Here is a 23,403-nt window from a genome sequence, read left to right as displayed (position 1 = left end):
AGCGTGCAACAGGGACAAGTTTCTGACATGTCTGACCTCTGGGCAAGAGTTGACGTTCACATAGTCATAGAAGTGGTATGTGGGAGTGATCACTTTCCGGGTAATGGTGACATGTGCAGACGTGCCCGGTGGAGCACCCCGCTGTGCAGGAAAACGGCGCAGTTGCGGCCTCGGGGCTGGGCGCGAACTGCAAGGGAGCTGTGAATGCTCACCTGCTGCAGGATGCGCATGACCTCCGGCCCGGGATCGTGGACGAGGGCGACTGACCGTGTGTTCAGGCGCATTCTGCTCCAGTGGTCACCGGGTCGGAGCCGCACGTGCAGGGCCGTGTCCCCGGCCTCGCCCCCACCCTCGTCAAGGGCAAGTTCCACGCCGCTCGACGCGCACCACCGCTCAAGGACACCGACCATCCACTGCGGGTCGTCCGTGAGGACCTCAAGGGGGGAGGCAAGTGTCGTCGGAGCGAGTTCCCGTGCGCTGACAGGGCTCCACTCGGCCCCGATGCAGACCGAATGGTCGGAGTGCGGGACGGTGGGACGCACACCCCAGACTCCCTCCATCCCGGCAGGACAAGGCGCAATGGGAACCTGACACTCCCGCAGACGCGAAGCCCCGGTGAGGAAGCGTCCCGGCACGTCAGGGGGCACTGGTGCGCGCGCCACCCCCAGTCGCAGCAACTCATCCGCACTCGTGGCGGTGACGAGCCGCTGGGCGAAGGCCGACCCCAACTCCGCCCCGAGTCCACCTGGAGTGCCGGCCACGACCACCAGCCCTTCCTCCCGCGGGCGGGCCAGCACGGCGGCGACCAGGTCCCGAGCCGCAGGGCCGAGGCGACGTTCAAGGGCGGCGATGGCGCCGGGCAGGTCGTCGATGAGCAACACCCCCGGCCCGTGCTCCGCGATCTCCTCGACAAGGCATGCGAAGTCGCCCACACCTTCGGCCACGGTGGGGCGCACGAGTGAGGACAGCAGCAGGTCCGGGCAGGAGTCGACCTCCATGCGCCCCTGGAGGAGCACCCCGTGCAGGGGCAGCTCCTGCTGCGCGGCGATTCGCGAGGCCAGCGCCGTGGCCGCCCGGGCGAGCTCGCCGGCCAAGGCGCGTGGCCCTTCGACGCGCACGTGCCCGCCCGACCATTGCAGGGGTGAATGAGTGCCCGCCTCGAGGTCCTCCACCAGGGCGAGAGCGCCTGCGGGCAATTGCGACCACTGGAGCTGGAGCGGCAGCGGCGGGATCCACAGGGGCGAGGACTCGATTGCGGCCCGCCGCCACCGGTGCGCGATGGAGGTCACCAGCGCGCCCGGGTCGGCCACATGGCCGATCTGCACCTCGCCGCGCCCCGGGGCCACAGCGGGGATGACGGCGCGGCCCGGGATCCGTGGCAGCGAGGCGGCCACCGTGTTGCCCAACACGTCCAGGGACTCGGCGGCATCCAGGCAGCGCAGTGCCACGCGGAGCTCCATGTTCGCCTTCATCTGCGCGGTGATCGCTCCTGCGGGCCGCTGGGTGGCGGCGACGAGGTGCATTCCCAGGGAGCGTCCTTGGACTGCCAGACGGGTCAGTGCCTCCATGACACCGGGATGGGCCTGGGCGAGGACCCGGAACTCGTCAATGACGACGACCACACGGGGCAAGGCAGGGGAATCGGGCAGAGCCTCCCACCCGGAAAGGTCGGCGACCCCCGCCTCCCGCAGGAGGGCTTCACGTCTGCGCAGGTGGGTCTCCAGTCCGCGCAACGCCCTTTCGCTGGCGGCCTCGTCGAGGTCGGTGAGCACCGCCTCGACATGGGGAAGGTCGACCAGTGGCCCGAAGGCGGCCCCTCCCTTGTAGTCGACGAGCACCAGTCGCACCCGGTCCGGACCGTGTTCGCGACACATGCCGAGCAGCCAGGTCGTCAGGGCGACGGATTTGCCGGCCCCTGTGGTGCCCGCGACCAGGGCGTGCGGCCCGTCCTCGACCAGGTCGAGCGCCAGTGGACCCCGGGCGTCCACCCCGAGGACCGTTCCGAGGCCCCGGCGGGGTGCGGTGCTGCGTTCCCACAGTTCGAGGGCATCCACCTGGGTCGGCAGGGTGGAGGAGTCCTCCGCCGCCCGCACGCATTGCCACCACCAGGTCTGGCACACCGGGTCCTCGGGGGCGTCCACGACGGTGTCGCACCACGGAGGAAGCTGCGCCGCCTCGGGTGCCACACCGACCATGTGCGTGTCGGCGCCCGCGCCTGGACCACTGGGAAGCGGGTCGTCGCGGGTGAGCAGATGGACCTTCGCGCTCCCGTCGCCGAGCAGCCAGCGACTTGGGCCCTCGCCCACATGACCACCCACGTGCACAGTGGCGCCCCCGGTGGTGGCCGCCACCTGGCCGATCCACCACCTGGCGGCGGCAAGGGCGCCTGGTCCGGCGAATCCGGGCCTGCCCGTGAGGCTGGTGCGCAGCACGGGGGCCCGGGGACCGGCAACGGCGCTCCATCCGGCGAGATCCTGCTTCCCCGTGCGGGCCCCTCCTGCATCCCGGGCCGGGTGGGGAGTTTGGAGCGCGCCGGGCGTGTGGGCCGCCCGGGATGCCAGCGTGAGCGCGAGGGCGGCCGCGTCCCGCACGCCCCACCGGGCGCGGTGTCTGCGACGGCGCCGCCAGAACCAGATGAGGCAGACCACGGCGGCCAGGACGGCCAGGCCCAGAAGCAGCGGCCCGACCCAGGGGGCATTCTGCCCGGAGGTCAGGGCCCAGATCCTCCAGCCTCCGAACAATGCGAGAGGAAGAAGGAGGACGAGCGTCCCGGGCAAGCGCCTGCGGGCAGTGGGCGCGGGATCCGGGCCGTGCCATGCGAGGTCCCTGGGGCGCTCGCGGAGGAGGAACCAGTCCTCGCCCATGACGAGCACCTGGCCGGCCCGAAGGGAGACGGCCCGACCAGGCCGGAGTCGTCTGCGAAGGCACAGGGGGCCTCGTCCCGAGCGCACTCGGGTCCCATTGGTCGATCCGGCGTCGCTGACCCGGGCCAGCCCCCGCCCTCGCCCCCGCCCTCCGGAAGGGGTCCCGGTCTGCGGGTTCGGCAGGACGTGGAGGTGGCGGCGTGAGAGTGAGGGGGCAGTGAGCGGAACCTCGCCCTCGCGCCCGAGGACCAGCCCCTCCCGCAGGGGGATGACGACCCCGAGGTCCGGGCCGCGGACGCAGGCGAGGTGGGCCGCGCAGGCCAGGGCCTCGGCGGCGCGTACGCTGTGATCCTCACCGTTCATGGTCCGAGGCTCACCCACCGCGTGGCGTGCCACAAGGGGCGCCGGCACGGCCTGTGGACAATGCCCCTTGGGGGAACGTCCTGTGGATGGGGGACAATGTCGCCATGACTGTCGCCACGAATCCAGTGCCCACGGACCTTGACGCCGCACGAGCCAGGCACGAGGAAGTGGCCGCGACCATCACCCGGGCGCGCGCCGCCTACTACGACCGTGACGCCCCAACCCTGGACGACGCCACCTACGACGCCCTCTACCGCGAGCTCGAACTCATCGAGGCCGCATTCCCACAGCTCGCCGGCGCCGACTCTCCCACGGCCTCAGTGGGCGGCAGCGCCCAGTCGGCCTTCGCGCCCGTCACCCACGGCGAAAGGATGCTGAGCCTTGACGACGTCTTCTCCCTGGAGGAACTGGCGGCATGGGAGGAACGCGTGGCGGGCGAAGTGGGCCGCGAGGTCCCCATGACCGTCGAGGTCAAGGTCGATGGTCTTGCCGTGAACCTCGTCTACGAGGACGGCCGCCTTGTGCGCGCCGCCACACGAGGGGATGGCCGTGTCGGTGAGGACGTCACCGCCAATGTGCGCACCATCGGCTGCATCCCCGAACACCTCGCGGGCGGTGAGCACCCCCACCGCGTGGAGATCCGCGGCGAGGTCCACTTCCCGGTCACCGACTTCGACGAACTCAACCGGGTCCGTGTCGCCGCAGGTGAGAAGCCTTTCGTGAATCCGCGCAATGCTGCGGCCGGGTCCCTTCGCCAAAAGGACCCGTCGGTGACCGCCTCCCGCCCCTTGGCGATGCTCGCCCACGGCATCGGCGCCCTGGACGTGGGGGAGCGCACCTTCGAAGCACCTTCGACCCAACACGGCTGGTACCGGCAGCTCGAAGAGTGGGGACTGCCCGTCTCCCCCCACACCCGACTGGTCACGGGACGGGCGGCAATCGAGGAGCGCATTGCCCGGATCGGCGAGTTGCGCCGGAGCCTGGACCACCAGATCGACGGAGTCGTGGTCAAGGTCGACGACCTGGCGCTCCAACGCTCCTTGGGCACCACCTCGCGAACTCCCCGCTGGGCGGTGGCCTACAAGTTCGCGCCCGAAGAGGTGCACACCCGCCTGCTCGACATCCGCGTCCAGGTCGGCCGCACGGGCCGGGTCACCCCCTTCGGTGTCATGGAGACGGTTCTCGTGGCAGGATCGAATGTCTCGCGCGCCACCTTGCACAATGCCAGCGAGGTCGCCCGCAAGGGCGTACTCGTCGGCGACCTCGTCGTCCTGCGCAAGGCCGGGGACGTCATCCCCGAGATCGTGGGCCCTGTCGTCGACGCCCGAAATGGCAGTGAACGCCCGTTCGTCATGCCCACCCACTGCCCCTCCTGCGGCACCCTGCTGGCCCCCGCCAAGGAGGAGGACGTGGACCTGCGCTGCCCGAACCAGGCCTCATGTCCGGCCCAGATCACCCAACGCCTTGCCTTCATCGGCTCCCGGCAGTGCCTGGACGTCGAAGGCCTGGGGGACGAATCCGCCCTGGCCCTGACCCAGCCGGAGGGAAACAGGGACCAGGTCGTCGCCTCCCTGGTCGCCGGAAGCCCCGTCCTGTTGGAGGAGGGCACCGTCATCTCCTTCGACCCGGACGCGGTGGAGGCCGAGGACCACGCCGACCTCTTCGCCCACGCCGAGGCCCTGCTGCCCGCCCCGCAGGCTCCAGTGCTCACCTCCGAGGCCGACCTCTTCGACCTGGACATCCACTCCGTGCGTGGGCTCCGCGTCTGGCAGCACGGGCCCTTCCCCAAAAGCGTCAAGGACTCCACCGGTGTCGAGGCGGGGTGGAAACACACCCGATTCTTCTGGTCCTCCGGAGCGCGCAAGGCGGACGGCTCCTACCGCAAGGGTTCCGAGGAGCGCCCCTCCAAGGGCTTGGAGAACATGCTCGAGCAGCTGCGACGCGGAAAGGACCAGCCCCTGTGGCGAGTCCTCAATGCCCTGTCGATCAGACATGTGGGCCCCACGGGCGCCCAGGCGCTGACCCGAGCCTTTCCCTCCATGGACGCCCTGCGTGAGGCCAGTGTGGAAGACCTTGCCGGAGTCGAGGGCGTCGGGCTCACCATCGCCTCCTCCCTGCACGAGTGGTTCGAGGTCGACTGGCACGCCGCCATCGTCGAGAAGTGGGCGGCCGCCGGAGTGCGCATGGTGGACGAGGCCTCAGCCCCCGTCTCCGACGTCCTGGCAGGACTGACCATCGTCGTCTCGGGCGCGGTGCCCGGACACGACCGTGACAGCGCCAAGGAGGCGATCGTCGCCCGCGGCGGCAAGGCGGCCGGGTCCGTGTCGAAGAAGACCTCACTGGTGGTCGCCGGCGAGGGCGCAGGGTCCAAGGCCTCCAAGGCCGAGGCGCTGGGGGTGCCGGTCATCTCGGCGGACCTCTTCGAGCAGCTTCTCCAGGGCGGGCCCGCAGCCGTGGGAGTGCAGTGACCGTGGGGTTTCAGACGACGACCTGGAAGGGCTGGACCAATTGCTCCAGGATCCGCGTGGCCCAACTGCGGGCGTCCCACTCCTCGATGGTGAGGCGTCGGGCCGTGGTCAGGTCGTTGTCGAAGACCTGTTCCATGCGCGCGGCCAGTTCCGGGGAGAAGAACTGCATGTTCACCTCGTAGTTGCCCATGAGGGACAGGCGGTCGATGTTGGCCGTACCCACGGTGGACCACACCCCGTCCACCGTCATCGTCTTGGAGTGGACCATGGCGTGCTGGTACAGCCAGATCTCGATGCCCTCACGCAGCAGCTCCCCGTAGTAGGGGCGGGCCACCCAGTCGGCCAGGATGTGGTTGGAGAACTCGGGGATGAGGACCTTCACGCGAACCCCTCGCCCGGCGGCGGCCTTGAGAGCGCCGAGGATCTCCCTGTCGGGGATGAAGTAGGCCTGGGTGATGAGGACGTGGTGGGTGGCCCTCTCGATGGCGTCCACGTACAGGCCCCGCACCGGGTAGAGGATCCGGTTGGGCATGTTGAAGGCGGCGGTGACCTCGGCGGCCCACTGTTTGGCGCCGATGTCGGCCAGGACCGGGTGGTGACGCTTCCTGAAGTGGTTCCAAAAGTCGATGAACCCGTTCTCCAACTCCCACACGGCGTCACCGCTGACCCGCACGTGGGTGTCCCGCCACTCGTTGGCGAAGGGGTTGCCGATGTTGTATCCGCCCACGAAACCCACTGCGCCGTCCACGACGAGGATCTTGCGGTGGTCTCGCCCGGTTCGCCGAAGGTTCAGGGTGAGCATCCCCGGGCGGAAGACGGGGAAGCGGAGGATGTGCAGGTGGGGCAGGTCCGGGAAACTGTAGAAGGCCAGACGCTGGTTGAGCACGGCGAAACCGTCGTAGATGGCGTGGACCTCCACCCCGCGCCTGGCAGCTGCCACCAGGGCGTCCTTGAAACGCTGCCCCCATTCGTCCGAACGCCAGATGAAGGTCTCGAAGTAGACGTACTTCTTCGCCGACTCGATCTCGGCCAGCATGTCCGCGTACAGGGAGTGCCCTTCGGTGTAGGTGCGCACGACATTGTGCGCGATCGGGGTGTCCGCCGGGGGCAGGGTGGGGAATCCGTGACGTCCGCCGGGCACACGTTGCTTGCGCACGTGGTCGACGAGGTGCACGGTGACCAGTGCGGCGACCTGCGCGGCCACCAGGGCCTTGCCGGCGTTCTTGACCACGGTGATGGCCCGGGGGGACAGGATCGCTGAGGGACGCCACTTCATGGCGACAGCCTAGTGGGGGGCCCGCCGGGGTGCCGGGCGGGGCCCGGGCAGCCGCGAGGCGGGTAGGCTTTCGACCATGTCTCGCATCAGTACTGACGAGGTCGCCCGCGTCGCGGGGCTGGCCCACATCGCCCTGACCCCCGAGGAGATCACCCGCATCGCCGGTGAACTCGACGTCATCGCCTCCGCGGTGGCGAAGGTCTCCGAGGTCGCCACCCCGGACATTCCGGCCACCTCGCACCCGATTCCCCTGTCGAATGTGTGGCGCGCCGACGTGGTCGGCCCGACCCTGGACCGCGACGAGGTCCTGGCCCAGGCCCCCGCCAGCGAGGACGGCATGTTCCTCGTCCCGCAGATCCTTCAGGAGGACTGATGAACGAGCTCCTTGCACGCACCGCCCTGGACCTGGCTGCTGCGCTGCGCGCCGGCGAGATCACCGCGGTGGAGTTGACCACCGCGTGCCTGGACCGCATCGAGGCCCTGAATCCCCGCGTCAACGCCTTCCTCCACATCGACCGCGAGGGCGCCCTGGCCACCGCCGCCGAGGTCGACCGTCGCCGGGGAGCAGGCGAGGAGCTGCACCCGCTGGCGGGTGTGCCCATCGCCCTGAAGGACAACATGGTGACCCGCGGGATGCCCACCACCTGCGCCTCGAAGATCCTTGAGGGCTGGTTGCCCCCCTACGACGCAACCGTCGTGGACAGGATCAAGGCGGCGGGCCTGCCGATCGTCGGCAAGACGAACATGGACGAGTTCGCCATGGGCTCGTCCACGGAACACTCCGCCTTCGGGCCGACTCGCAACCCGTGGGACATGGAGCACATTCCCGGCGGCTCGGGCGGCGGTTCGGCGGCAGCGGTCAGCGCCTTCATGGTGCCCCTGGCGCTCGGCTCCGACACCGGTGGTTCCATCCGCCAGCCGGGTTCGGTCACCGGCACCGTCGGCGCCAAACCCACCTATGGTGCAATCTCCCGTTACGGCCTGGTCGCCATGGCCTCCTCCCTGGACCAGATCGGCCCGGTCACCCGCACGGTGGCCGACGCCGCTGCGCTGACCGAATTGGTCGGTGGACACGACCCGCTGGACTCGACCTCGCTGAACGCCCCCGTACCCGACCTTGGCCAGGCGGTGGCTCGTGTGGCCGGGGCCGGGCGCCTGGAGGGACTGCGAGTGGGAGTGGTCACCGAATTGTCCGGCGAGGGCTACCAGGAGGAGGTCCTGGCCTCCTTCACCGCCACCGTCGACGAACTGCGCGGGGCGGGCGCTGAAATCGTCGAGGTCTCCTGCCCGAGCTTCGACTACGCGCTGGCCGCCTACTACCTCATCATGCCCGCAGAGGTGAGTTCGAACCTGGCTCGCTTCGACGGCATGCGTTACGGCATCCGGGTCGAACCCGGCGAAGGCCCCGTCACCGCCGAGCGCGTCATGGCCGCCACCCGTGAAGCGGGTTTCGGCGACGAGGTCAAGCGCCGCATCATCCTGGGCACCCACGTCCTGTCGGCCGGCTACTACGACGCCTACTACGGCAGCGCCCAGAAGGTCCGCACCCTCATCCAGCGTGACTTCGACCGTGTCTTCGCCGACGTGGACGTCCTCGTCTCCCCGACGGCACCGACCACGGCCTTCCGTTTCGGCGACAAGATCGACGATCCGATGGCCATGTACCTCAACGACATCGCCACCATCCCCGCCAACCTCGCGGGTGTGCCGGCCATGTCCGTGCCCTGCGGCCTGGACGGGCAGGGACTGCCCATCGGCTTCCAGGTGATCGCCCCTGCGCACGCCGACCTGAAGATGTACGAGGTTGCCGCCCTCGTCGAGACGCTGGTGGAGGACGTCGCTTCCGCCTGCCCCGCCGCCACCTGGGAGGAGACCCTGTGATGACCGAACTCATGGACTTTGATCGTGCGGTCGCCGACTTCGACCCGGTCCTCGGCATCGAGGTGCATGTCGAACTGGGCACGGCCACGAAGATGTTCGACGCCGCCCCCAACGCCTTCGGCGGCGAAGCGAACACGCACGTCACCCCCGTCTCCTTGGGCCTGCCCGGCTCGCTGCCCGTTGTCAACGGCACTGCGGTGGAGTACGCGGTCAAGATCGGCTTGGCCTTGAACTGCCAGATCGCGCAGACCTGCCGTTTTGCGCGCAAGAGCTACTTCTACCCGGACCTCACCAAAGCCTTCCAGACCTCCCAGTACGACGAGCCCATCGCCCATGACGGATGGGTGGATGTCGAGCTGGAGGACGGCACCTTGTTCCGCGTCGAGATCGAACGCGCCCACATGGAGGAGGACGCCGGCAAGAACACGCATGTGGGTGGCGCGGACGGACGCATCCACGGGGCCGAGTACTCCTTGGTGGACTACAACCGTGCCGGCGTGCCCCTGGTGGAGATCGTCACCCGCCCCATCGAGGGCGCCGGCGAGCGCGCCCCCGAGGTGGCGCGCGCCTACGTCCAGACCCTGCGTGACATCTTTCGCGCGCTGGAGGTCTCCGAGGCGCGCATGGAGCGCGGCAATGTCCGCGCCGACATCAACGTCTCCCTGCGCCCCGACCCGCAGGCCCCCTTCGGCGTGCGCAGCGAGACGAAGAACGTCAACTCCTTCCGTTCCATCGAGCGGGCCGTCCGCTTCGAGATCCAGCGTCAGGCGGCGATCCTGTCCGGCGGCGGTATCGTCATCCAGGAGACCCGCCACTTCCACGAGGACGACGGCTCGACTTCACCCGGACGTGGCAAGTCGGACGCCGAGGACTACCGCTACTTCCCCGAGCCGGACCTGGTGCCGGTGACCGCCTCGCGCGAGTGGGTCGAAGAGCTGCGCGCGGGCCTGCCGGAGCTGCCGGTGGCCAAGAGGCGTCGTCTGCGCCAGGAGTGGGGCTGCTCCGAGATGGAGATGCGTGACGTCGTCAACGCCGGGGCCCTGGAGCTCATCGAGGCGACGACGGCGGCCGGGTGCCCCGCGGGTGCGGCCCGCAAGTGGTGGATGGGCGAATTGGCGCGCAAGGCCAAGGAGAGCGAGACCTCCTTGGCGGACATGCCCGTGACCCCCGCCGCCATTGCGGAGTTGCAGGGCCTGGTGGATTCCGGGCGCCTCACCGACAAGCTGGCGCGTCAGGTCCTCGAGGGTGTCCTTGCCGGCGAGGGCTCACCCGTCCAGGTCGTCGAGGCCCGCGGCCTCGAGGTGGTCTCTGACGAGGGAGCCCTGACCGCTGCCGTCCAGGAGGCGTTGGAGGCCAACCCGGGCATCGTCGAGAAGATCAAGGGCGGCAAGGTCCAGGCGGCCGGCGCCCTGGTCGGCGCGGTGATGAAGGCGACGAAGGGGCAGGCCGACGCCGCCCGCGTGCGCGAACTCATCATGGAGATGGTCGGCGCCTGAGGCGCACGGCGGGGGTCAGGCGCGAGGGGTGTCCCGGTAGCGCCTGGCCCCTGTCATTGCTGCGATGACCTCCTCGGTGCTCACCCGGGAGGCGTCGAATCGCCCGTTGATGCGCCCATGGCGCAGGACGACGATCCTGTCGGCCACGGCCCGCATGTCCGCAAGGTTGTGGCTGATGAGGATCACCCCCAGCCCCAGGTCCCGAAGTCCCGACACGTGGGTGAGGACCTCGGCGGTCTGGGCCACCGACAGTGAGGCGGTGGGTTCGTCCAGGACGACGATCCGCGGGTCGGCGACCAGGGTGCGGGCAATGGCCACGCACTGGCGTTGTCCGGCGGACAGCTGCGTGAGGGGCGCGTGGACGTCGGGGATCCGCGAGCCGAGGGCGTCCAGGAAGCGGCGGGCCTGGCTCTCCATGGTGGCCTCGTCGAGGAGGCGGTCGCCTGTGCGGATCTCCCTGCCGAGGAAGATGTTCGCCGTGACGTCGAGGTTGTCGCACAGGGCGAGTTCCTGGAAGACGGTGGCGATGCCCAGGGTGAAGGCCGCACGCGGCGAGGGGATCGTCACCGGCTGCCCGTCGACGAGGATCCGTCCGCGCGTGGGCTGTTCGACCCCGGTGACCATTTTCGCCAGCGTCGACTTCCCGGCGGCGTTGTCACCGACCAGGGCGACGATCTCGTGCCTGTCGAGGGTCAGGTCGACGTCGACGAGGGCCTCGACACCGCCGAAGAGCTTGGTCAGGCCGTGCAGTTCCAGCAAGGGTGGGGTCATCGTCGACCTGCCTCGGTTTCGGTCTCGCGTGCCAGGGCCAGCGCACCGAGGACCTCGGCGCGTCCTTCCAGGGTCGTCGTGGTCAGCGCGATGTCCGTGGGCAGGAAGGCGCGTCGCGAGAGTGCTTCGTTGACGGGGGTGAGGAAGACGTCTCCGGTGGAGGCCAGTTCTCCACCCAGGACGATGTGGGTGGGGGCGGTGGCCACGGCGAGGTCCGCCACGACGGCGCCGATGGCGGCGGCGGCGTCGGCGACGACCTGTCGGCACCCCGGGTCGCCCTCGTTGGCGCCCCGGACGATGTCGGCCAGTGAACGGATGGAGCGGTTCATGCGCATGAGGCCGAGCAGGGCGTCGGCGCCGACGACGGTTTCCAGGCAGCCGCGCGATCCGCAGCGGCAGATGATCCCTGCGGGGTCGACCTGGACGTGCCCGATCTGTCCTGCCAGCCCGCGGTTGCCGCGGTGCAGGCGGCCGTCGACGACCAGTCCTGCGCCCACGTGGTGCGAGGCGTGGACGTAGATGGCGTTGTCGACTCCGCGCAAGGATCCGAAGCGGGATTCGCCCAGGGCTGCGGCGTGCGCGTCGTTCTCGACGAGTACGGGGGCGCCGAGTCTGCGTCCGAGGACCCCGGCCACATCGAGATTCTCCCAGTCCGACATGTCCGCCATGTGTCCTCCCGGCGAGGGCGTCCCCGTGGCGGGGTCCACGGGCAGGGGCAGGACGAGGGCGAGGGCATTGACCTCCGACAGGGTGGAGTCGACGTTCTCCGCGAGTTCCATGACGAGCAGCGCCGCCCTGTCCAGGGTCGTGTCGGCCCTGTGGTTGCTGGGCAGGGGCAGGCGTTGGCCGGCGCTGACCTCGTGGCTCTCGTCGGCCACTTCGATGCTCAGGTGCCGCGGTCCCACGTGGATCCCCACGCACAGGGAGGAGGAGGTGGCCATGGACACCAGTTGGGCGCGCCTGCCGGAGCGGATGGTGGTGGAGGTGCGCACGACGCCGTTGGCGGTGAGTTGCTTGACGATGTTGGACACGGTCGCGGGGGACAGGCCCGTGGCGGCGGCCAGTTCGACCTGGGTGATACGTCCGAATTTCTTGACCGAGTCGACGATGCGTGCAGAGTTCGCTTCGCGAAGGGATGACGGTGATCCCGGCGCGATGCTCGTCGAACTCATTCCCCCACGCTAGCAGTACTTTCGCCGCATGATCCTGTGGGAGTCCGCGGAGGTGTCCGACATCTGTTGAGTTCGGAGATGTAACGATCTGGTCACGCTTGCGTTCAAGTCTTGATCTCAAGGTCGTGGGGGACCTATCGTTCCAAATGGATGGGCAGTGAAGTCCGTCACCGATTCATCGACGAATTGGAGGAGAGATGACAACAGCCCCCGTCATCCTCGAAATGCAACACATCGTCAAGGAGTTCCCCGGCGTGCGCGCCCTCGACGACGTGACCATGACCGTGCGCAGAGCCGACATCCACGCCATCTGTGGAGAGAACGGAGCCGGCAAGTCCACCCTCATGAAAGTCCTGTCCGGCGTCCACCCGCACGGCTCCTACGGCGGGCGGATCGTGCTGGACGGGGTCGAACAGACCTTCTCCTCAATCAAAGCCTCGGAGAAGGCCGGCATCGTCATCATCCACCAGGAGCTCGCCCTCATCCCCGAACTCTCCGTGGCCGAGAACATCTTCCTCGGCTCGGAGATCACCCGAGGCGGCCTCATCGACTGGGACGCCGCCAAGGTCCGCAGCATCGACCTGCTGGCCAGGGTCGGCCTCGACGTCGACCCCACGACACCGGTGAAGAACCTCGGAGTCGGCCAACAGCAGCTGGTCGAGATCGCCAAGGCCCTGTCCAAGGACGTCAAGGTCCTCATCCTGGACGAGCCCACCTCGGCCCTCAACGAGGAGGATTCGGCGAACCTCCTGTCACTCATGAAAGGACTCAAGGGCAAGGGCATCACTTGCCTGATGATCTCCCACAAACTCAACGAGATCGCCGCCGTCTCCGACGCGGTCACCGTCATCCGTGACGGACGTACTGTCGAGACCTACGACGTCGTCGCCGGCGAGGTCGACGAGGACCGGATCATCCGCGCCATGGTCGGCCGCTCCATCGAGAACCGCTACCCCGAACACACCCCCCACATCGGGGAAATCCTGCTCGAAGTGCGCAACTGGAGCGTCGAATCCGAAACCGTGCCGGGGCGTCTGGCCGTCAAGGGAGCCTCCTTCCACGTGCGACGCGGCGAGATCGTCGGCTTCGCCGGGCTCATGGGAGCCGGCCGCACCGAATTGGCCAGGTCCGTCTTCGGACACTCCTACGGGCGCCATGTGGGTGGAAGCGTCGTCCTCGACGGCGAGGAAGTGGTCATGGACACCGTCTCCAAGGCCATCGACAAGGGCCTGGCATACGTCCCCGAGGACCGAAAGACCCTGGGCCTGAACCTCCTGGACACCATCCGCCAGACCATCGTGTCGGCAAACCTCAAGGCCATCGTCTCCAGCGGCCTGCTCGACATGGACAAGGAACGTCAGATCGCCGAGAAGTACCGCCAAGACCTGCGGATCAAGGCCCCCACCACGCACACCGGGGTGGTCACCCTCTCCGGCGGAAACCAACAGAAGGTCGTCCTGGCCAAGTGGATGTTCCCCGACCCGAAGGTCCTCATCCTCGACGAGCCGACCCGAGGCATCGACGTCGGCGCCAAGTACGAGATCTACAAACTCATCCTCTCCCTGGCCGACCAGGGCCGGGCAGTGGTCGTCATTTCCTCCGAACTTCCGGAACTGCTCGGGATCTGCGACCGCATCTACACCATCTGCGAGGGCGAGATCACCGGCGTCCTCGACCGTGCCGACGCGGACCAGGAGTCCCTCATGCGGCGCATGACCACATCCTCAACCACCCCTGCGGCGCACTGAGCGCCCCTGCCACGAAAGACCGCGACAATGAAGTTCCTCAAGCAGGTTCTCGGGGGCAACCTCCAGCAGTACACGATGGTGCTCGCACTGCTCGCGCTTGTCCTCGCCTTCGAATTCGTCTCCGGTGGGCGCATGCTCACCTCCTCCAACTTCCAGAACCTCGTCTCCGGAAACGCCTACGTCCTCATCCTGGCCATCGGCATGGTCATGGTCATCGTCATCGGCCAGATCGACCTGTCCGTCGGATCGGTGGCAGGTTTCGTCGGGATGTGCGTCGCCCTGGGCATCAAGGATCTGGGGCTGCCCTGGTGGGCGGCACTCCTGGGTGGACTGACCCTGGGTGTCGTCATCGGGGCCTGGCACGGCTTCTGGCTGTCCAAGGTCGGCATCCCCGGGTTCATCACCACCCTTGCCGGCATGATGATCTTCCGCGGTGGAGTCATCTGGATCTCCAACTCCATCTCGGCCCCCGTGCCCGACCAGTTCAAGTACCTCGGCGCCGGCTACCTGCCCGAATGGGGGCCCGCGTGGACCCAGATGAACAACTCGACCCTGGTCCTGGGAATCGCCGCCGCCGTGTGGTTCGTGTGGTCCGAGTTCCGCCGTCGCTCGCGCGCCCAGGCCCACGGCATCGAGGTCCCCGTGTGGATCCCCGCCGTTCGTTCGGCCCTCATCGTCGTCGTCATCGGATATCTCACCTACCTCTTCGGTCACGGTCGCCCGGGGACCTCCTTCCCGATCCCCGGCCTCATCCTGGTCCTGTTGGTCGTGATCTACCACGTCATCACCCAGCGCACGACCTTCGGACGCCACATCTACGCCGTCGGCGGCAACAAGGCCGCAGCCGCCCTCTCAGGTGTCAACACCGCCCGCACCTACTTCCTGGTCATGGTCAACATGTCCTTCCTGGCCGCACTGGCAGGCATCCTCTTCGTCGGTCGAGCCACCTCCGCAGGCCCCTCCGACGGCAACATGTGGGAGCTCGACGCCATCGCCGCCGTCTTCATCGGAGGTGCGGCGGTCTCCGGCGGCATCGGCACCGTGGTCGGATCCATGATCGGTGGCCTGGTCATGGCCGTCCTCAACAACGGCCTCATGCTCATGGGCGTCGGCGCAGACAAGACCCAGGTCATCAAGGGTCTGGTGCTGCTGGCCGCCGTGGCCTTCGACGTCTACAACAAGCAACAGGGCAGGCCCTCGATCCTCGGCCACCTGGCAAAGGGGTTCAAATCCAAGGAACAGGCGGCCCCGACCTCATCCACGACACCGACCCCCTCGGGCACCGACGCCTGAGAACCGGTCGCACTGACTCGTCCAAATTCCCCACACCCGAAAGGAAAGACCCATGAAGAAGAACCTTGTCGGGGCGCTGGCGCTCACAGCCGTCGCCGCCCTCGCCCTGGGAGCATGTTCCGGTGGCGGCCGAGAAGGGGCCTCCTCCGGCGCCAGCACCGACACGGCGGCCTCTGGCTCGGCACCTGCGAGCACCACCGGCTTCCCCGCCGACTCCACGGTCGGCGTCGCACTGCCGTGGCTGGGCACCCAGAACTGGAAGGAGGCCGAGACGATGTTCAACGAGCAGCTCACGGCCGCCGGCTTCAAGCCCCTCGTCCAGTCCGCCGACCAGAAGGTCCCCCAGCAGCAACAGCAGATCGAAGCCATGATCGAGCAGGGCGCAAAGGTCATCGTCGTCGGCCCCATCGACGGCACCCAGCTCGGCTCGGTCCTCGACAAGGCCAAGGAGGCCGGCGTGGCCGTCATCGGCTACGACCGTCTCATCGAGAACACCGCCTCCGTGGATGCAGTCGTCCAATTCGGCTCCGTGCGCACCGGTGAATTGCAGGGACAGTCACTGCTCGACGGCCTCAAGGCCAAGAAGGGCAACGGCCCGTACAACATCGAGCTCTTCGGCGGCGGCCCCGCCGACCCGAACGCCCCGAACTTCTTCAAGGGAGCCATGAGCGTCCTCAAGCCCAAGATCGACGACGGCACCCTCAAGGTCGTCTCCGCTCAGATGGACTTCACCCAGGCCGCCACCCCCGACTGGGACAACGCCAAGGCCCAGTCGCGCATGGACTCGCTGCTGTCCGGCTTCTACGCCGACAAGAAGATCGACGGTGTCCTCTCACCGAATGACGGCATCGCACGCGCCATCCTCACCTCGGCCGAGCAGGCCGGCCAGGAACTGCCCGTGGTCACCGGGCTGGACGCCGAGAACGAGTCCGTGGTCTCCATCTGGCAGGGCAAGCAGTACTCGACCGTGGCCAAGCCCACCCAGGACCTCGTCGTCAAGACCGTCGAGTTGATCCAGGCACTCCAGAAGGGCGAGGCCCTGCCCGAGCCGACCGAGCGCGCCAACAACGGCAAGGTCGACGTGGCCGTCTACGCCCTCGACCCGATCGTCGTCACCAAGGACAACGTCAAGGACGTCTTCAAGGACGACAAGGCCCGCCTCGAACTGCTCAAGTGAGACGCGCCGACTGACAACCGCCTGGACCCCCGCCCTCGTCCCCGCATCCCTTTGCAAACCGGAACGGACGAGGGCGGGGGTTCGTCCGGCCTACGACAGTGCATCGCCGCGAATCCGGCGGGCCCATACGATGGTCCCATCCGTGAAGAAACCGCGTCCGCACGGGACGCCGAACAGAGGAACTCGATGCGCACTTCGCCCTCGTACACCGCCTCCTACAGGCTCGAACTCGACGAGACCCGCGCCTCCGTGGCCACCATCGTCGACGAAGTCACCAAGACCGGCGCCCAGGTCAAGGGCCTGGACGTCGCCGACTCGGACCGCGGCCGCCTGGTCATCGACCTGACCTGCGACACGCGCGACTCCGCCCACCGTCGCGAGGTCGAAGACGCTCTGGACGGCATCGAGGGCGTGCGGACCACCTCGGTGGCCGACCAGACCTTCATGTCGCACATCGGCGGCAAGATCGAAGTCTCCTCCAAGGTGCCGCTGCGCAACCGCGACGACCTCTCGCGCGCCTACACACCGGGTGTGGCCCGCGTGTGCACGGCCATCCACGACTCACCCCAGAAGGCGCATCTGCTCACCATGAAGGCCAACTCGGTGGCAGTGGTCTCCGACGGCACCGCGGTGCTGGGGCTGGGCGACATCGGCCCGGAGGCGGCCCTGCCCGTCATGGAGGGCAAGGCGGTCCTGTTCAAGCAATTCGGCGGCGTCGACGCATGGCCCGTGGTCCTCGACACGAAGGACACCGAGGAGATCATCCGCATCGTCAAGGCCATCGCCCCGGCCTACGGCGGCATCAACCTGGAGGACATTTCGGCGCCGCGATGCTTCGAGATCGAGGAGCGCCTGCGCGCTGAACTCGACATCCCCGTCTTCCACGACGACCAGCACGGCACGGCCATCGTCGTCCTGGCGGCTCTGCTCAACGCCCTGAAAATCGTCGGCAAGAGGATCGAGGACGTGCGCATCGTCGTCTCGGGCGTGGGTGCGGCCGGCAATGCCATCATTCGCCTGCTGCTCGCCCAAGGGGCACTGGACGTGGTCGGCTACGGGCGCACCGGCGCCCTGGCGGCCGACAGGACCGAAGGAATGCACCCCTCGCGCAAGGCCCTGGCCGAGGCGACGAATCCGCGCCTGGTCCACGGCGGCTTGAAGGAAGGGCTGAAGGGCGCAGACGTGTTCATCGGCGTGTCCCAGGGTGGGATCCTCGCGCCCGAGGACGTGGCCACCATGGCTCCTGATGCCATCGTCTTCGCCCTGGCCAACCCCACCCCGGAGGTCGACCCCATCGGAGCCGCCCAGTACGCGCGCATCGTGGCCACTGGGCGCTCCGACTACCCGAACCAGATCAACAACGTCCTGGCCTTCCCGGGTCTGTTCCGCGGCCTGCTGGATGCCAAGGTCAAGGAGATCACCACCGAAGTGCTCCGCGTGGCCGCCGTGGCCATTGCCGGAGTCATTTCCGCTGACGAGTTGAACGCCAGTTACATCATTCCGGGCGTCTTCGACGAGCGCGTGCCGCTGGCGGTGTCCAAGGCCGTCCGCAAGGCCGTGCGCGATCTGCCGACCATCGACATTCCGGTCCAGGAGCACATGGGAACCCGCTGACGCTGCGGATCGGTGCGCCGGGTGAAGGCGCTGGCGACGGGTGGGGGACGCGTGTGGCGACCCTCACCCGTCACTGATTTGACGAGGTCGCGACACCCTGCTTAAAGTATTCCTCGTTGCGCCGAACGGCAGGGCCTCGAAGGCCCGGGAACATGGCGCGGATCGCCTTTCGGAGAAGCGCTTGTGAGTTGCTGATTCGGTTGTGTGGTTGTTGTTTGTGAACTCGATAGCGTGTTTGTTTGTTTATGCCTGTTTTTTGTTTTGAGTTGTTTTTTGGTTGGGATTCCTGTTGGCTGGCTTTCTTGTTTTGGGGGGTTGGTTGGTGGGGTTTTCCGAGTGTTTTTGTTCGGAGAGTTTGATCCTGGCTCAGGACGAACGCTGGCGGCGTGCTTAACACATGCAAGTCGAACGGGCTGCTCTGAGCTTGCTTGGGGTGGTTAGTGGCGAACGGGTGAGTAACACGTGAGTAACCTGCCCTCTTCTTTGGGATAACGGTCGGAAACGGCTGCTAATACCGGGTATTCACTTTGCCTCGCATGGGGTGGGGTGGAAAGGGTTTTTTCTGGTGGGGGATGGGCTCGCGGCCTATCAGCTTGTTGGTGGGGTGATGGCTTACCAAGGCTTTGACGGGTAACCGGCCTGAGAGGGTGACCGGTCACATTGGGACTGAGATACGGCCCAGACTCCTACGGGAGGCAGCAGTGGGGAATTTTGCACAATGGGCGCAAGCCTGATGCAGCGACGCCGCGTGAGGGATGGAGGCCTTCGGGTTGTGAACCTCTTTCGCCCATGGTCAAGGCTAGTTTTTGTTCTAGTTGAGGGTAGTGGGTAAAGAAGCGCCGGCTAACTACGTGCCAGCAGCCGCGGTAATACGTAGGGCGCGAGCGTTGTCCGGAATTATTGGGCGTAAAGGGCTTGTAGGCGGCTTGTCGCGTCTGCCGTGAAATCCTCTGGCTTAACTGGGGGCGTGCGGTGGGTACGGGCTGGCTTGAGTGCGGTAGGGGAGACTGGAATTCCTGGTGTAGCGGTGGAATGCGCAGATATCAGGAGGAACACCGGTGGCGAAGGCGGGTCTCTGGGCCGTTACTGACGCTGAGGAGCGAAAGCGTGGGGAGCGAACAGGATTAGATACCCTGGTAGTCCATGCTGTAAACGTTGGGCACTAGGTGTGGGGGCCACCCGTGGTTTCTGCGCCGTAGCTAACGCTTTAAGTGCCCCGCCTGGGGAGTACGGCCGCAAGGCTAAAACTCAAAGGAATTGACGGGGGCCCGCACAAGCGGCGGAGCATGCGGATTAATTCGATGCAACGCGAAGAACCTTACCAAGGCTTGACATGCACCGCGACACTGCAGAGATGTGGTGGCCTTCGGGGTGGTGTGCAGGTGGTGCATGGTTGTCGTCAGCTCGTGTCGTGAGATGTTGGGTTAAGTCCCGCAACGAGCGCAACCCTTGCCCTATGTTGCCAGCACGTTGTGGTGGGGACTCGTGGGGGACTGCCGGGGTTAACTCGGAGGAAGGTGGGGATGACGTCAAATCATCATGCCCCTTATGTCTTGGGCTTCACGCATGCTACAATGGCTGGTACAGAGGGTTGCGATACTGTGAGGTGGAGCGAATCCCTTAAAGCCGGTCTCAGTTCGGATTGGGGTCTGCAACTCGACCCCATGAAGGTGGAGTCGCTAGTAATCGCAGATCAGCAACGCTGCGGTGAATACGTTCTCGGGCCTTGTACACACCGCCCGTCACGTCACGAAAGTTGGTAACACCCGAAGCTCATGGCCCAACCGTTTGGGGGGAGTGGTCGAAGGTGGGATTGGCGATTGGGACGAAGTCGTAACAAGGTAGCCGTACCGGAAGGTGCGGCTGGATCACCTCCTTTCTAGGGAGCCCGTGTTGGGGGCTGTCCTGCGCGCGTTTGTGTGTGGGATGGTTTCTTGTGCTCATGCTTGGTCGCTGCCTGTGTGGTGGTGGGTGTGGGTGCGTTTGGGTTGCAGGTATGGGTGGGCGGACACGCTGTCGGGTTCACGTTCAACACCTGTTGGGCGTGTGTGCTCGTGCTTGTGGGGCTGCTGTTGGTGGTCGTGTGGGCGTGTGGTGGGTTGTTTGTGTTTTGTATAGTGGTTGTGAGCATCTTTTTGTTCTGTGGTTTTGTTTAGTTTTTGTGGGCATTCGGTGGATGCCTTGGCACCAAGAGCTGATGAAGGACGTTGCGGCCTGCGATATGCCTCGGGGAGTTGGCGAGCGAGCGTTGATCCGAGGGTGTCCGAATGGGGGAACCCAGCCGGGGTTGTGCCTGGTTACCATCATCTGAAGTTCATAGGGTGGTGGGGGGAACGCGGGGAAGTGAAACATCTCAGTACCCGTAGGAGAAGATATTCCGTGAGTAGTGGCGAGCGAAAGCGGAGGATGGCTAAACCGTGTGCGTGTGATAGTCGGCGGGCGTTGCGTGTGCGGTGTTGTGGGGCTCAGCTGTTCCGTCTTCTGCCGGGGGCGGGCATTGCGCGTGTCGTGGAGGTGAACACTCTGGGATGGGTGACCGTAGTGCGTGACAGTCGTGTAGCTGGACGTGGCGCGTGTGGTGTGGGTTGGGTGCCCGAGTAGTGCGGGACTCGTGAAATCTCGTGTGAATCTGCCAGGACCACCTGGTAAGCCTGAATACTACTTGGTGACCGATAGTGCATAGTACCGTGAGGGAATGGTGAAAAGTACCCCGGGAGGGGAGTGAAATAGTGCCTGAAACCGGGTGCCTGTAAGCCGTCAGAGCCTTGTGGGGTGATGGCGTGCCTTTTGAAGAATGAGCCTGCGAGTCAGTGGCACGTGGCGTGCTTAACCCGTGTGGGGTATGCGTAGCGAAAGCGAGTCTGAAATATGGCGTGTGTCGCGTGTTCTGGACCCGAAGCGGGGTGATCTACCCATGGCCAGGTTGAAGCGATGGTAAGACGTCGTGGAGGACCGAACCCACCAGGGTTGAAAACTTGGGGGATGAGCTGTGGGTAGGGGTGAAAGGCCAATCAAACTCCGTGATAGCTGGTTCTCCCCGAAATGCATTTAGGTGCAGCGTCGTGTGTTGCCTTCCGGAGGTAGAGCTACTGGATGGCCGATGGGCCCTCGCGGGTTACTGACGTCAGCCAAACTCCGAATGCCGGTGAGGTCGAGCATGGCAGTGAGACGGCGGGGGATAAGCTTCGTCGTCGAGAGGGAAACAGCCCAGATCATCAGCTAAGGCCCCTAAGCGTGCGCTAAGTGGGAAAGGATGTGGAATCGCGTTGACAACCAGGAGGTTGGCTTAGAAGCAGCCATCCTTGAAAGAGTGCGTAATAGCTCACTGGTCAAGTGGTTCTGCGCCGACAATGTAGCGGGGCTCAAGCGTACCGCCGAAGCTGTGGCACCCACACGTGGCGCCTGGGCAGCGTAGTTGCCTGTGGTGGTGTGGGTGGGTAGGGGAGCGTCCTGCGTGCGGTGAAGCCTGCTGGTGACGGTGGGTGGAGCGTGTGGGAGTGAGAATGCAGGCATGAGTAGCGATTCTGGGGTGGGAATCCCCAGCGCCGATTGACCAAGGGTTCCAGGGCCAGGTTCATCCGCCCTGGGTTAGTCGGGTCCTAAGGCGAGGCCGACAGGCGTAGTCGATGGATGACCAGTTGATATTCTGGTACCGGACACCAACCGACAAGTGTTGAAGCCATTGTGCTAACCACCTGCTCCGCTGTGCTCTTGGTGTCCTTCGGGACGCGGGGTGTGGTGGGGTCGTGGGATCCTGGTGGTGTGTAGGCAAGCGTGTTAACAGGGGTGACGCAGGAAGGTAGCTGCCGCGCGGTGATGGTTTACCGTGTCCAAGGGTGTGGCCCGTCTGCCAGGCAAATCCGGCAGGCTTGTGGGTGAGGCCTGATGGGGGACCCCGCTTGGGGGTACTGGTGGTGATCCTATGCTGTCTAGAAAAGCCTCGACGTGAGGGTGGTGTCCGCCCGTACCCCAAACCGACTCAGGTGGTCAGGTAGAGTATACCGAGGCGTTCGAGTGAATCACGGTCAAGGAACTCGGCAAAATTCCTCCGTAACTTCGGGAGAAGGAGGACCCCCAACCGTCCATCACCAGCGCGTGGGCCGGCGGTGGGGGGTCGCAGAGAATTGGGAGAAGCGACTGTTTATCAAAAACACAGGTGCGTGCGAAGTCGTAAGACGATGTATACGCACTGACGCCTGCCCGGTGCTGGAAGGTCAAGAGGAAGACTCAACACGTTTCGGCGTGTGAAGGTCTGAATTCAAGCCCCAGTAAACGGCGGTGGTAACTATAACCATCCTAAGGTAGCGAAATTCCTTGTCGGGTAAGTTCCGACCTGCACGAATGGCGTAACGACTTCTCCGCTGTCTCGACCGTGAACTCGGCGAAATTGCAGTACGAGTAAAGATGCTCGTTTCGCGCAGAAGGACGGAAAGACCCCGGGACCTTTACTACAGCTTGGTATTGGTGTCCGCTTGTGCTTGTGTAGGATAGGTGGGAGACTGTGAAGCTCCGGCGCCAGCCGGGGTGGAGTCGTCGTTGAAATACCATTCTGGTTCAAGCGGTCATCTAACCTCGGCCCGTGATCCGGGTTGGGGACAGTGCCTGGTGGGTAGTTTAACTGGGGCGGTTGCCTCCTAAAGAGTAACGGAGGCGCTCAAAGGTTCCCTCAGCCTGGTTGGTAATCAGGTGGCGAGTGCAAGTGCACAAGGGAGCTTGACTGTGAGACCGACGGGTCGAGCAGGTGCGAAAGCAGGAACTAGTGATCCGGCCATGGCACGTGGGTGCGTGGTCGCTCAACGGATAAAAGGTACCCTGGGGATAACAGGCTGATCTTGCCCAAGAGTCCATATCGACGGCATGGTTTGGCACCTCGATGTCGGCTCGTCGCATCCTGGGGCTGGAGTTGGTCCCAAGGGTTGGGCTGTTCGCCCATTAAAGCGGTACGCGAGCTGGGTTCAGAACGTCGTGAGACAGTTCGGTCCCTATCCTCTGTGCGCGTAGGAAACTTGTGGAGATCTGTCCCCAGTACGAGAGGACCGGGATGGACGAACCTCTGGTGTGCCAGTTGTACCGCCAGGTGCACGGCTGGTTGGCTACGTTCGGAAGGGATAACCGCTGAAAGCATCTAAGCGGGAAGCCTGCTCCAAGATGAGGTTTCCAACAGGAACCCTGTTCCTGTGAAGGCCCCCCACAGACTATGGGGTTGATAGGCCAGAGGTGGAAGCACCGCAAGGTGCTCGCGAGCCGACTGGTACTAATTGGCCAACACTAAACAACACC

The 23,403-nt window shown here is 65.9% G+C and carries 12 protein-coding genes and 2 rRNA genes; 10 read left to right on the top strand and 4 right to left on the bottom strand.

The features are described 5' to 3' along the window. Positions 1-89: 89 nt before the first annotated feature. Positions 90-3,227: an FtsK/SpoIIIE domain-containing protein gene (locus tag I6B53_RS08450; protein WP_216763808.1), complete on the bottom strand. Its 3,138-nt coding sequence runs from the start codon at positions 3,225-3,227 to the stop codon at positions 90-92. Positions 3,228-3,331: 104 nt separating this feature from the next. On the opposite strand from I6B53_RS08450, the gene ligA reads away from it, so the two are divergent. After that, positions 3,332-5,695: an NAD-dependent DNA ligase LigA gene (gene ligA, locus I6B53_RS08445; RefSeq protein ID WP_216763807.1), complete on the top strand. Its 2,364-nt coding sequence runs from the start codon at positions 3,332-3,334 to the stop codon at positions 5,693-5,695. Between the two features lie 10 nt (positions 5,696-5,705). On the opposite strand, the gene I6B53_RS08440 is transcribed toward ligA, so the two are convergent. Continuing rightward, a complete protein-coding gene (locus tag I6B53_RS08440; protein WP_216763806.1) occupies positions 5,706-6,971 on the bottom strand; it encodes a phosphatidylserine/phosphatidylglycerophosphate/cardiolipin synthase family protein in 1,266 nt (421 codons plus the stop codon). 76 nt (positions 6,972-7,047) lie between these two features. Here I6B53_RS08440 and gatC point away from each other — a divergent pair, with 76 nt between their 5' ends. The 3 genes from gatC to gatB are packed head-to-tail and all read left to right on the top strand — an operon-like array spanning position 7,048 to position 10,348. Then, positions 7,048-7,344 (top strand): Asp-tRNA(Asn)/Glu-tRNA(Gln) amidotransferase subunit GatC, encoded by a 297-nt coding sequence (gene gatC / locus I6B53_RS08435; protein WP_216763805.1) that lies wholly within the window; start codon positions 7,048-7,050, stop codon positions 7,342-7,344. After that, a complete protein-coding gene (gatA, locus tag I6B53_RS08430; RefSeq protein WP_216763804.1) occupies positions 7,344-8,852 on the top strand; it encodes an Asp-tRNA(Asn)/Glu-tRNA(Gln) amidotransferase subunit GatA in 1,509 nt (502 codons plus the stop codon). The genes gatC and gatA overlap by 1 nt, the downstream gene beginning before the upstream one ends. Beyond that, complete coding sequence (gene gatB, locus I6B53_RS08425) at positions 8,852-10,348, top strand: Asp-tRNA(Asn)/Glu-tRNA(Gln) amidotransferase subunit GatB (RefSeq protein WP_216763803.1); 1,497 nt, start codon at positions 8,852-8,854, stop codon at positions 10,346-10,348. The genes gatA and gatB overlap by 1 nt, the downstream gene beginning before the upstream one ends. Before the next feature lie 15 nt (positions 10,349-10,363). Here gatB and I6B53_RS08420 read toward each other — a convergent pair whose 3' ends face one another. Then, on the bottom strand, positions 10,364-11,119 hold the full coding sequence (locus I6B53_RS08420) for an ATP-binding cassette domain-containing protein (RefSeq protein WP_216763802.1): 756 nt from the start codon (positions 11,117-11,119) through the stop codon (positions 10,364-10,366). After that, the gene (locus I6B53_RS08415; protein WP_216763801.1) at positions 11,116-12,291 is read right to left on the bottom strand and encodes an ROK family transcriptional regulator; all 1,176 of its coding nucleotides are present in this window, start codon (positions 12,289-12,291) and stop codon (positions 11,116-11,118) included. The genes I6B53_RS08420 and I6B53_RS08415 overlap by 4 nt, the downstream gene beginning before the upstream one ends. 197 nt (positions 12,292-12,488) lie before the next feature. Between I6B53_RS08415 and I6B53_RS08410 the strand changes: the two genes are divergently transcribed. The 6 genes from I6B53_RS08410 to I6B53_RS08385 all read left to right on the top strand — a co-directional run bounded on the left by I6B53_RS08410 (position 12,489) and on the right by I6B53_RS08385 (position 23,400). Beyond that, complete coding sequence (locus I6B53_RS08410; protein ID WP_216763800.1) at positions 12,489-14,039, top strand: sugar ABC transporter ATP-binding protein; 1,551 nt, start codon at positions 12,489-12,491, stop codon at positions 14,037-14,039. Positions 14,040-14,066: 27 nt separating this feature from the next. Continuing rightward, positions 14,067-15,332, top strand: a complete 1,266-nt coding sequence (locus tag I6B53_RS08405; RefSeq protein ID WP_216763799.1) for a sugar ABC transporter permease — start codon at positions 14,067-14,069, stop codon at positions 15,330-15,332. A 52-nt stretch (positions 15,333-15,384) separates the two neighbouring features. Continuing rightward, positions 15,385-16,509: a sugar-binding protein gene (locus tag I6B53_RS08400; RefSeq protein WP_216763798.1), complete on the top strand. Its 1,125-nt coding sequence runs from the start codon at positions 15,385-15,387 to the stop codon at positions 16,507-16,509. Positions 16,510-16,695: 186 nt separating this feature from the next. Beyond that, positions 16,696-18,123 carry an NADP-dependent malic enzyme gene (locus I6B53_RS08395; protein ID WP_216763797.1) on the top strand — a complete coding sequence of 476 codons (1,428 nt, stop codon included), beginning with the start codon at positions 16,696-16,698 and terminating at the stop codon, positions 18,121-18,123. A 343-nt stretch (positions 18,124-18,466) separates the two neighbouring features. Next, a 16S ribosomal RNA gene (locus I6B53_RS08390) occupies positions 18,467-20,002 on the top strand. 270 nt (positions 20,003-20,272) lie between these two features. Further along, positions 20,273-23,400, top strand: a 23S ribosomal RNA gene (locus I6B53_RS08385). The 16S and 23S rRNA genes sit together here, the layout of an rRNA operon. Positions 23,401-23,403: the final 3 nt, after the last annotated feature.

The organism is Schaalia sp. 19OD2882 (assembly GCF_018986735.1).
GTDB lineage: Bacteria > Actinomycetota > Actinomycetes > Actinomycetales > Actinomycetaceae > Pauljensenia.
Note: the sequence above shows the minus strand (reverse complement) of the source record. Positions and strands in the feature narration are given on the sequence as shown.

Bases quoted from the DNA above. Each gene is read 5' to 3' on its own strand.
- I6B53_RS08450 (WP_216763808.1), bottom strand. From the start codon at position 3,227: ATGAACGGTGAGGATCACAGCGTACGCGCCGCCGAGGCCCTGGCCTGC.
- ligA (WP_216763807.1), top strand. From the start codon at position 3,332: ATGACTGTCGCCACGAATCCAGTGCCCACGGACCTTGACGCCGCACGA.
- I6B53_RS08440 (WP_216763806.1), bottom strand. From the start codon at position 6,971: ATGAAGTGGCGTCCCTCAGCGATCCTGTCCCCCCGGGCCATCACCGTG.
- gatC (WP_216763805.1), top strand. From the start codon at position 7,048: ATGTCTCGCATCAGTACTGACGAGGTCGCCCGCGTCGCGGGGCTGGCC.
- gatA (WP_216763804.1), top strand. From the start codon at position 7,344: ATGAACGAGCTCCTTGCACGCACCGCCCTGGACCTGGCTGCTGCGCTG.
- gatB (WP_216763803.1), top strand. From the start codon at position 8,852: ATGACCGAACTCATGGACTTTGATCGTGCGGTCGCCGACTTCGACCCG.
- I6B53_RS08420 (WP_216763802.1), bottom strand. From the start codon at position 11,119: ATGACCCCACCCTTGCTGGAACTGCACGGCCTGACCAAGCTCTTCGGC.
- I6B53_RS08415 (WP_216763801.1), bottom strand. From the start codon at position 12,291: ATGAGTTCGACGAGCATCGCGCCGGGATCACCGTCATCCCTTCGCGAA.
- I6B53_RS08410 (WP_216763800.1), top strand. From the start codon at position 12,489: ATGACAACAGCCCCCGTCATCCTCGAAATGCAACACATCGTCAAGGAG.
- I6B53_RS08405 (WP_216763799.1), top strand. From the start codon at position 14,067: ATGAAGTTCCTCAAGCAGGTTCTCGGGGGCAACCTCCAGCAGTACACG.
- I6B53_RS08400 (WP_216763798.1), top strand. From the start codon at position 15,385: ATGAAGAAGAACCTTGTCGGGGCGCTGGCGCTCACAGCCGTCGCCGCC.
- I6B53_RS08395 (WP_216763797.1), top strand. From the start codon at position 16,696: ATGCGCACTTCGCCCTCGTACACCGCCTCCTACAGGCTCGAACTCGAC.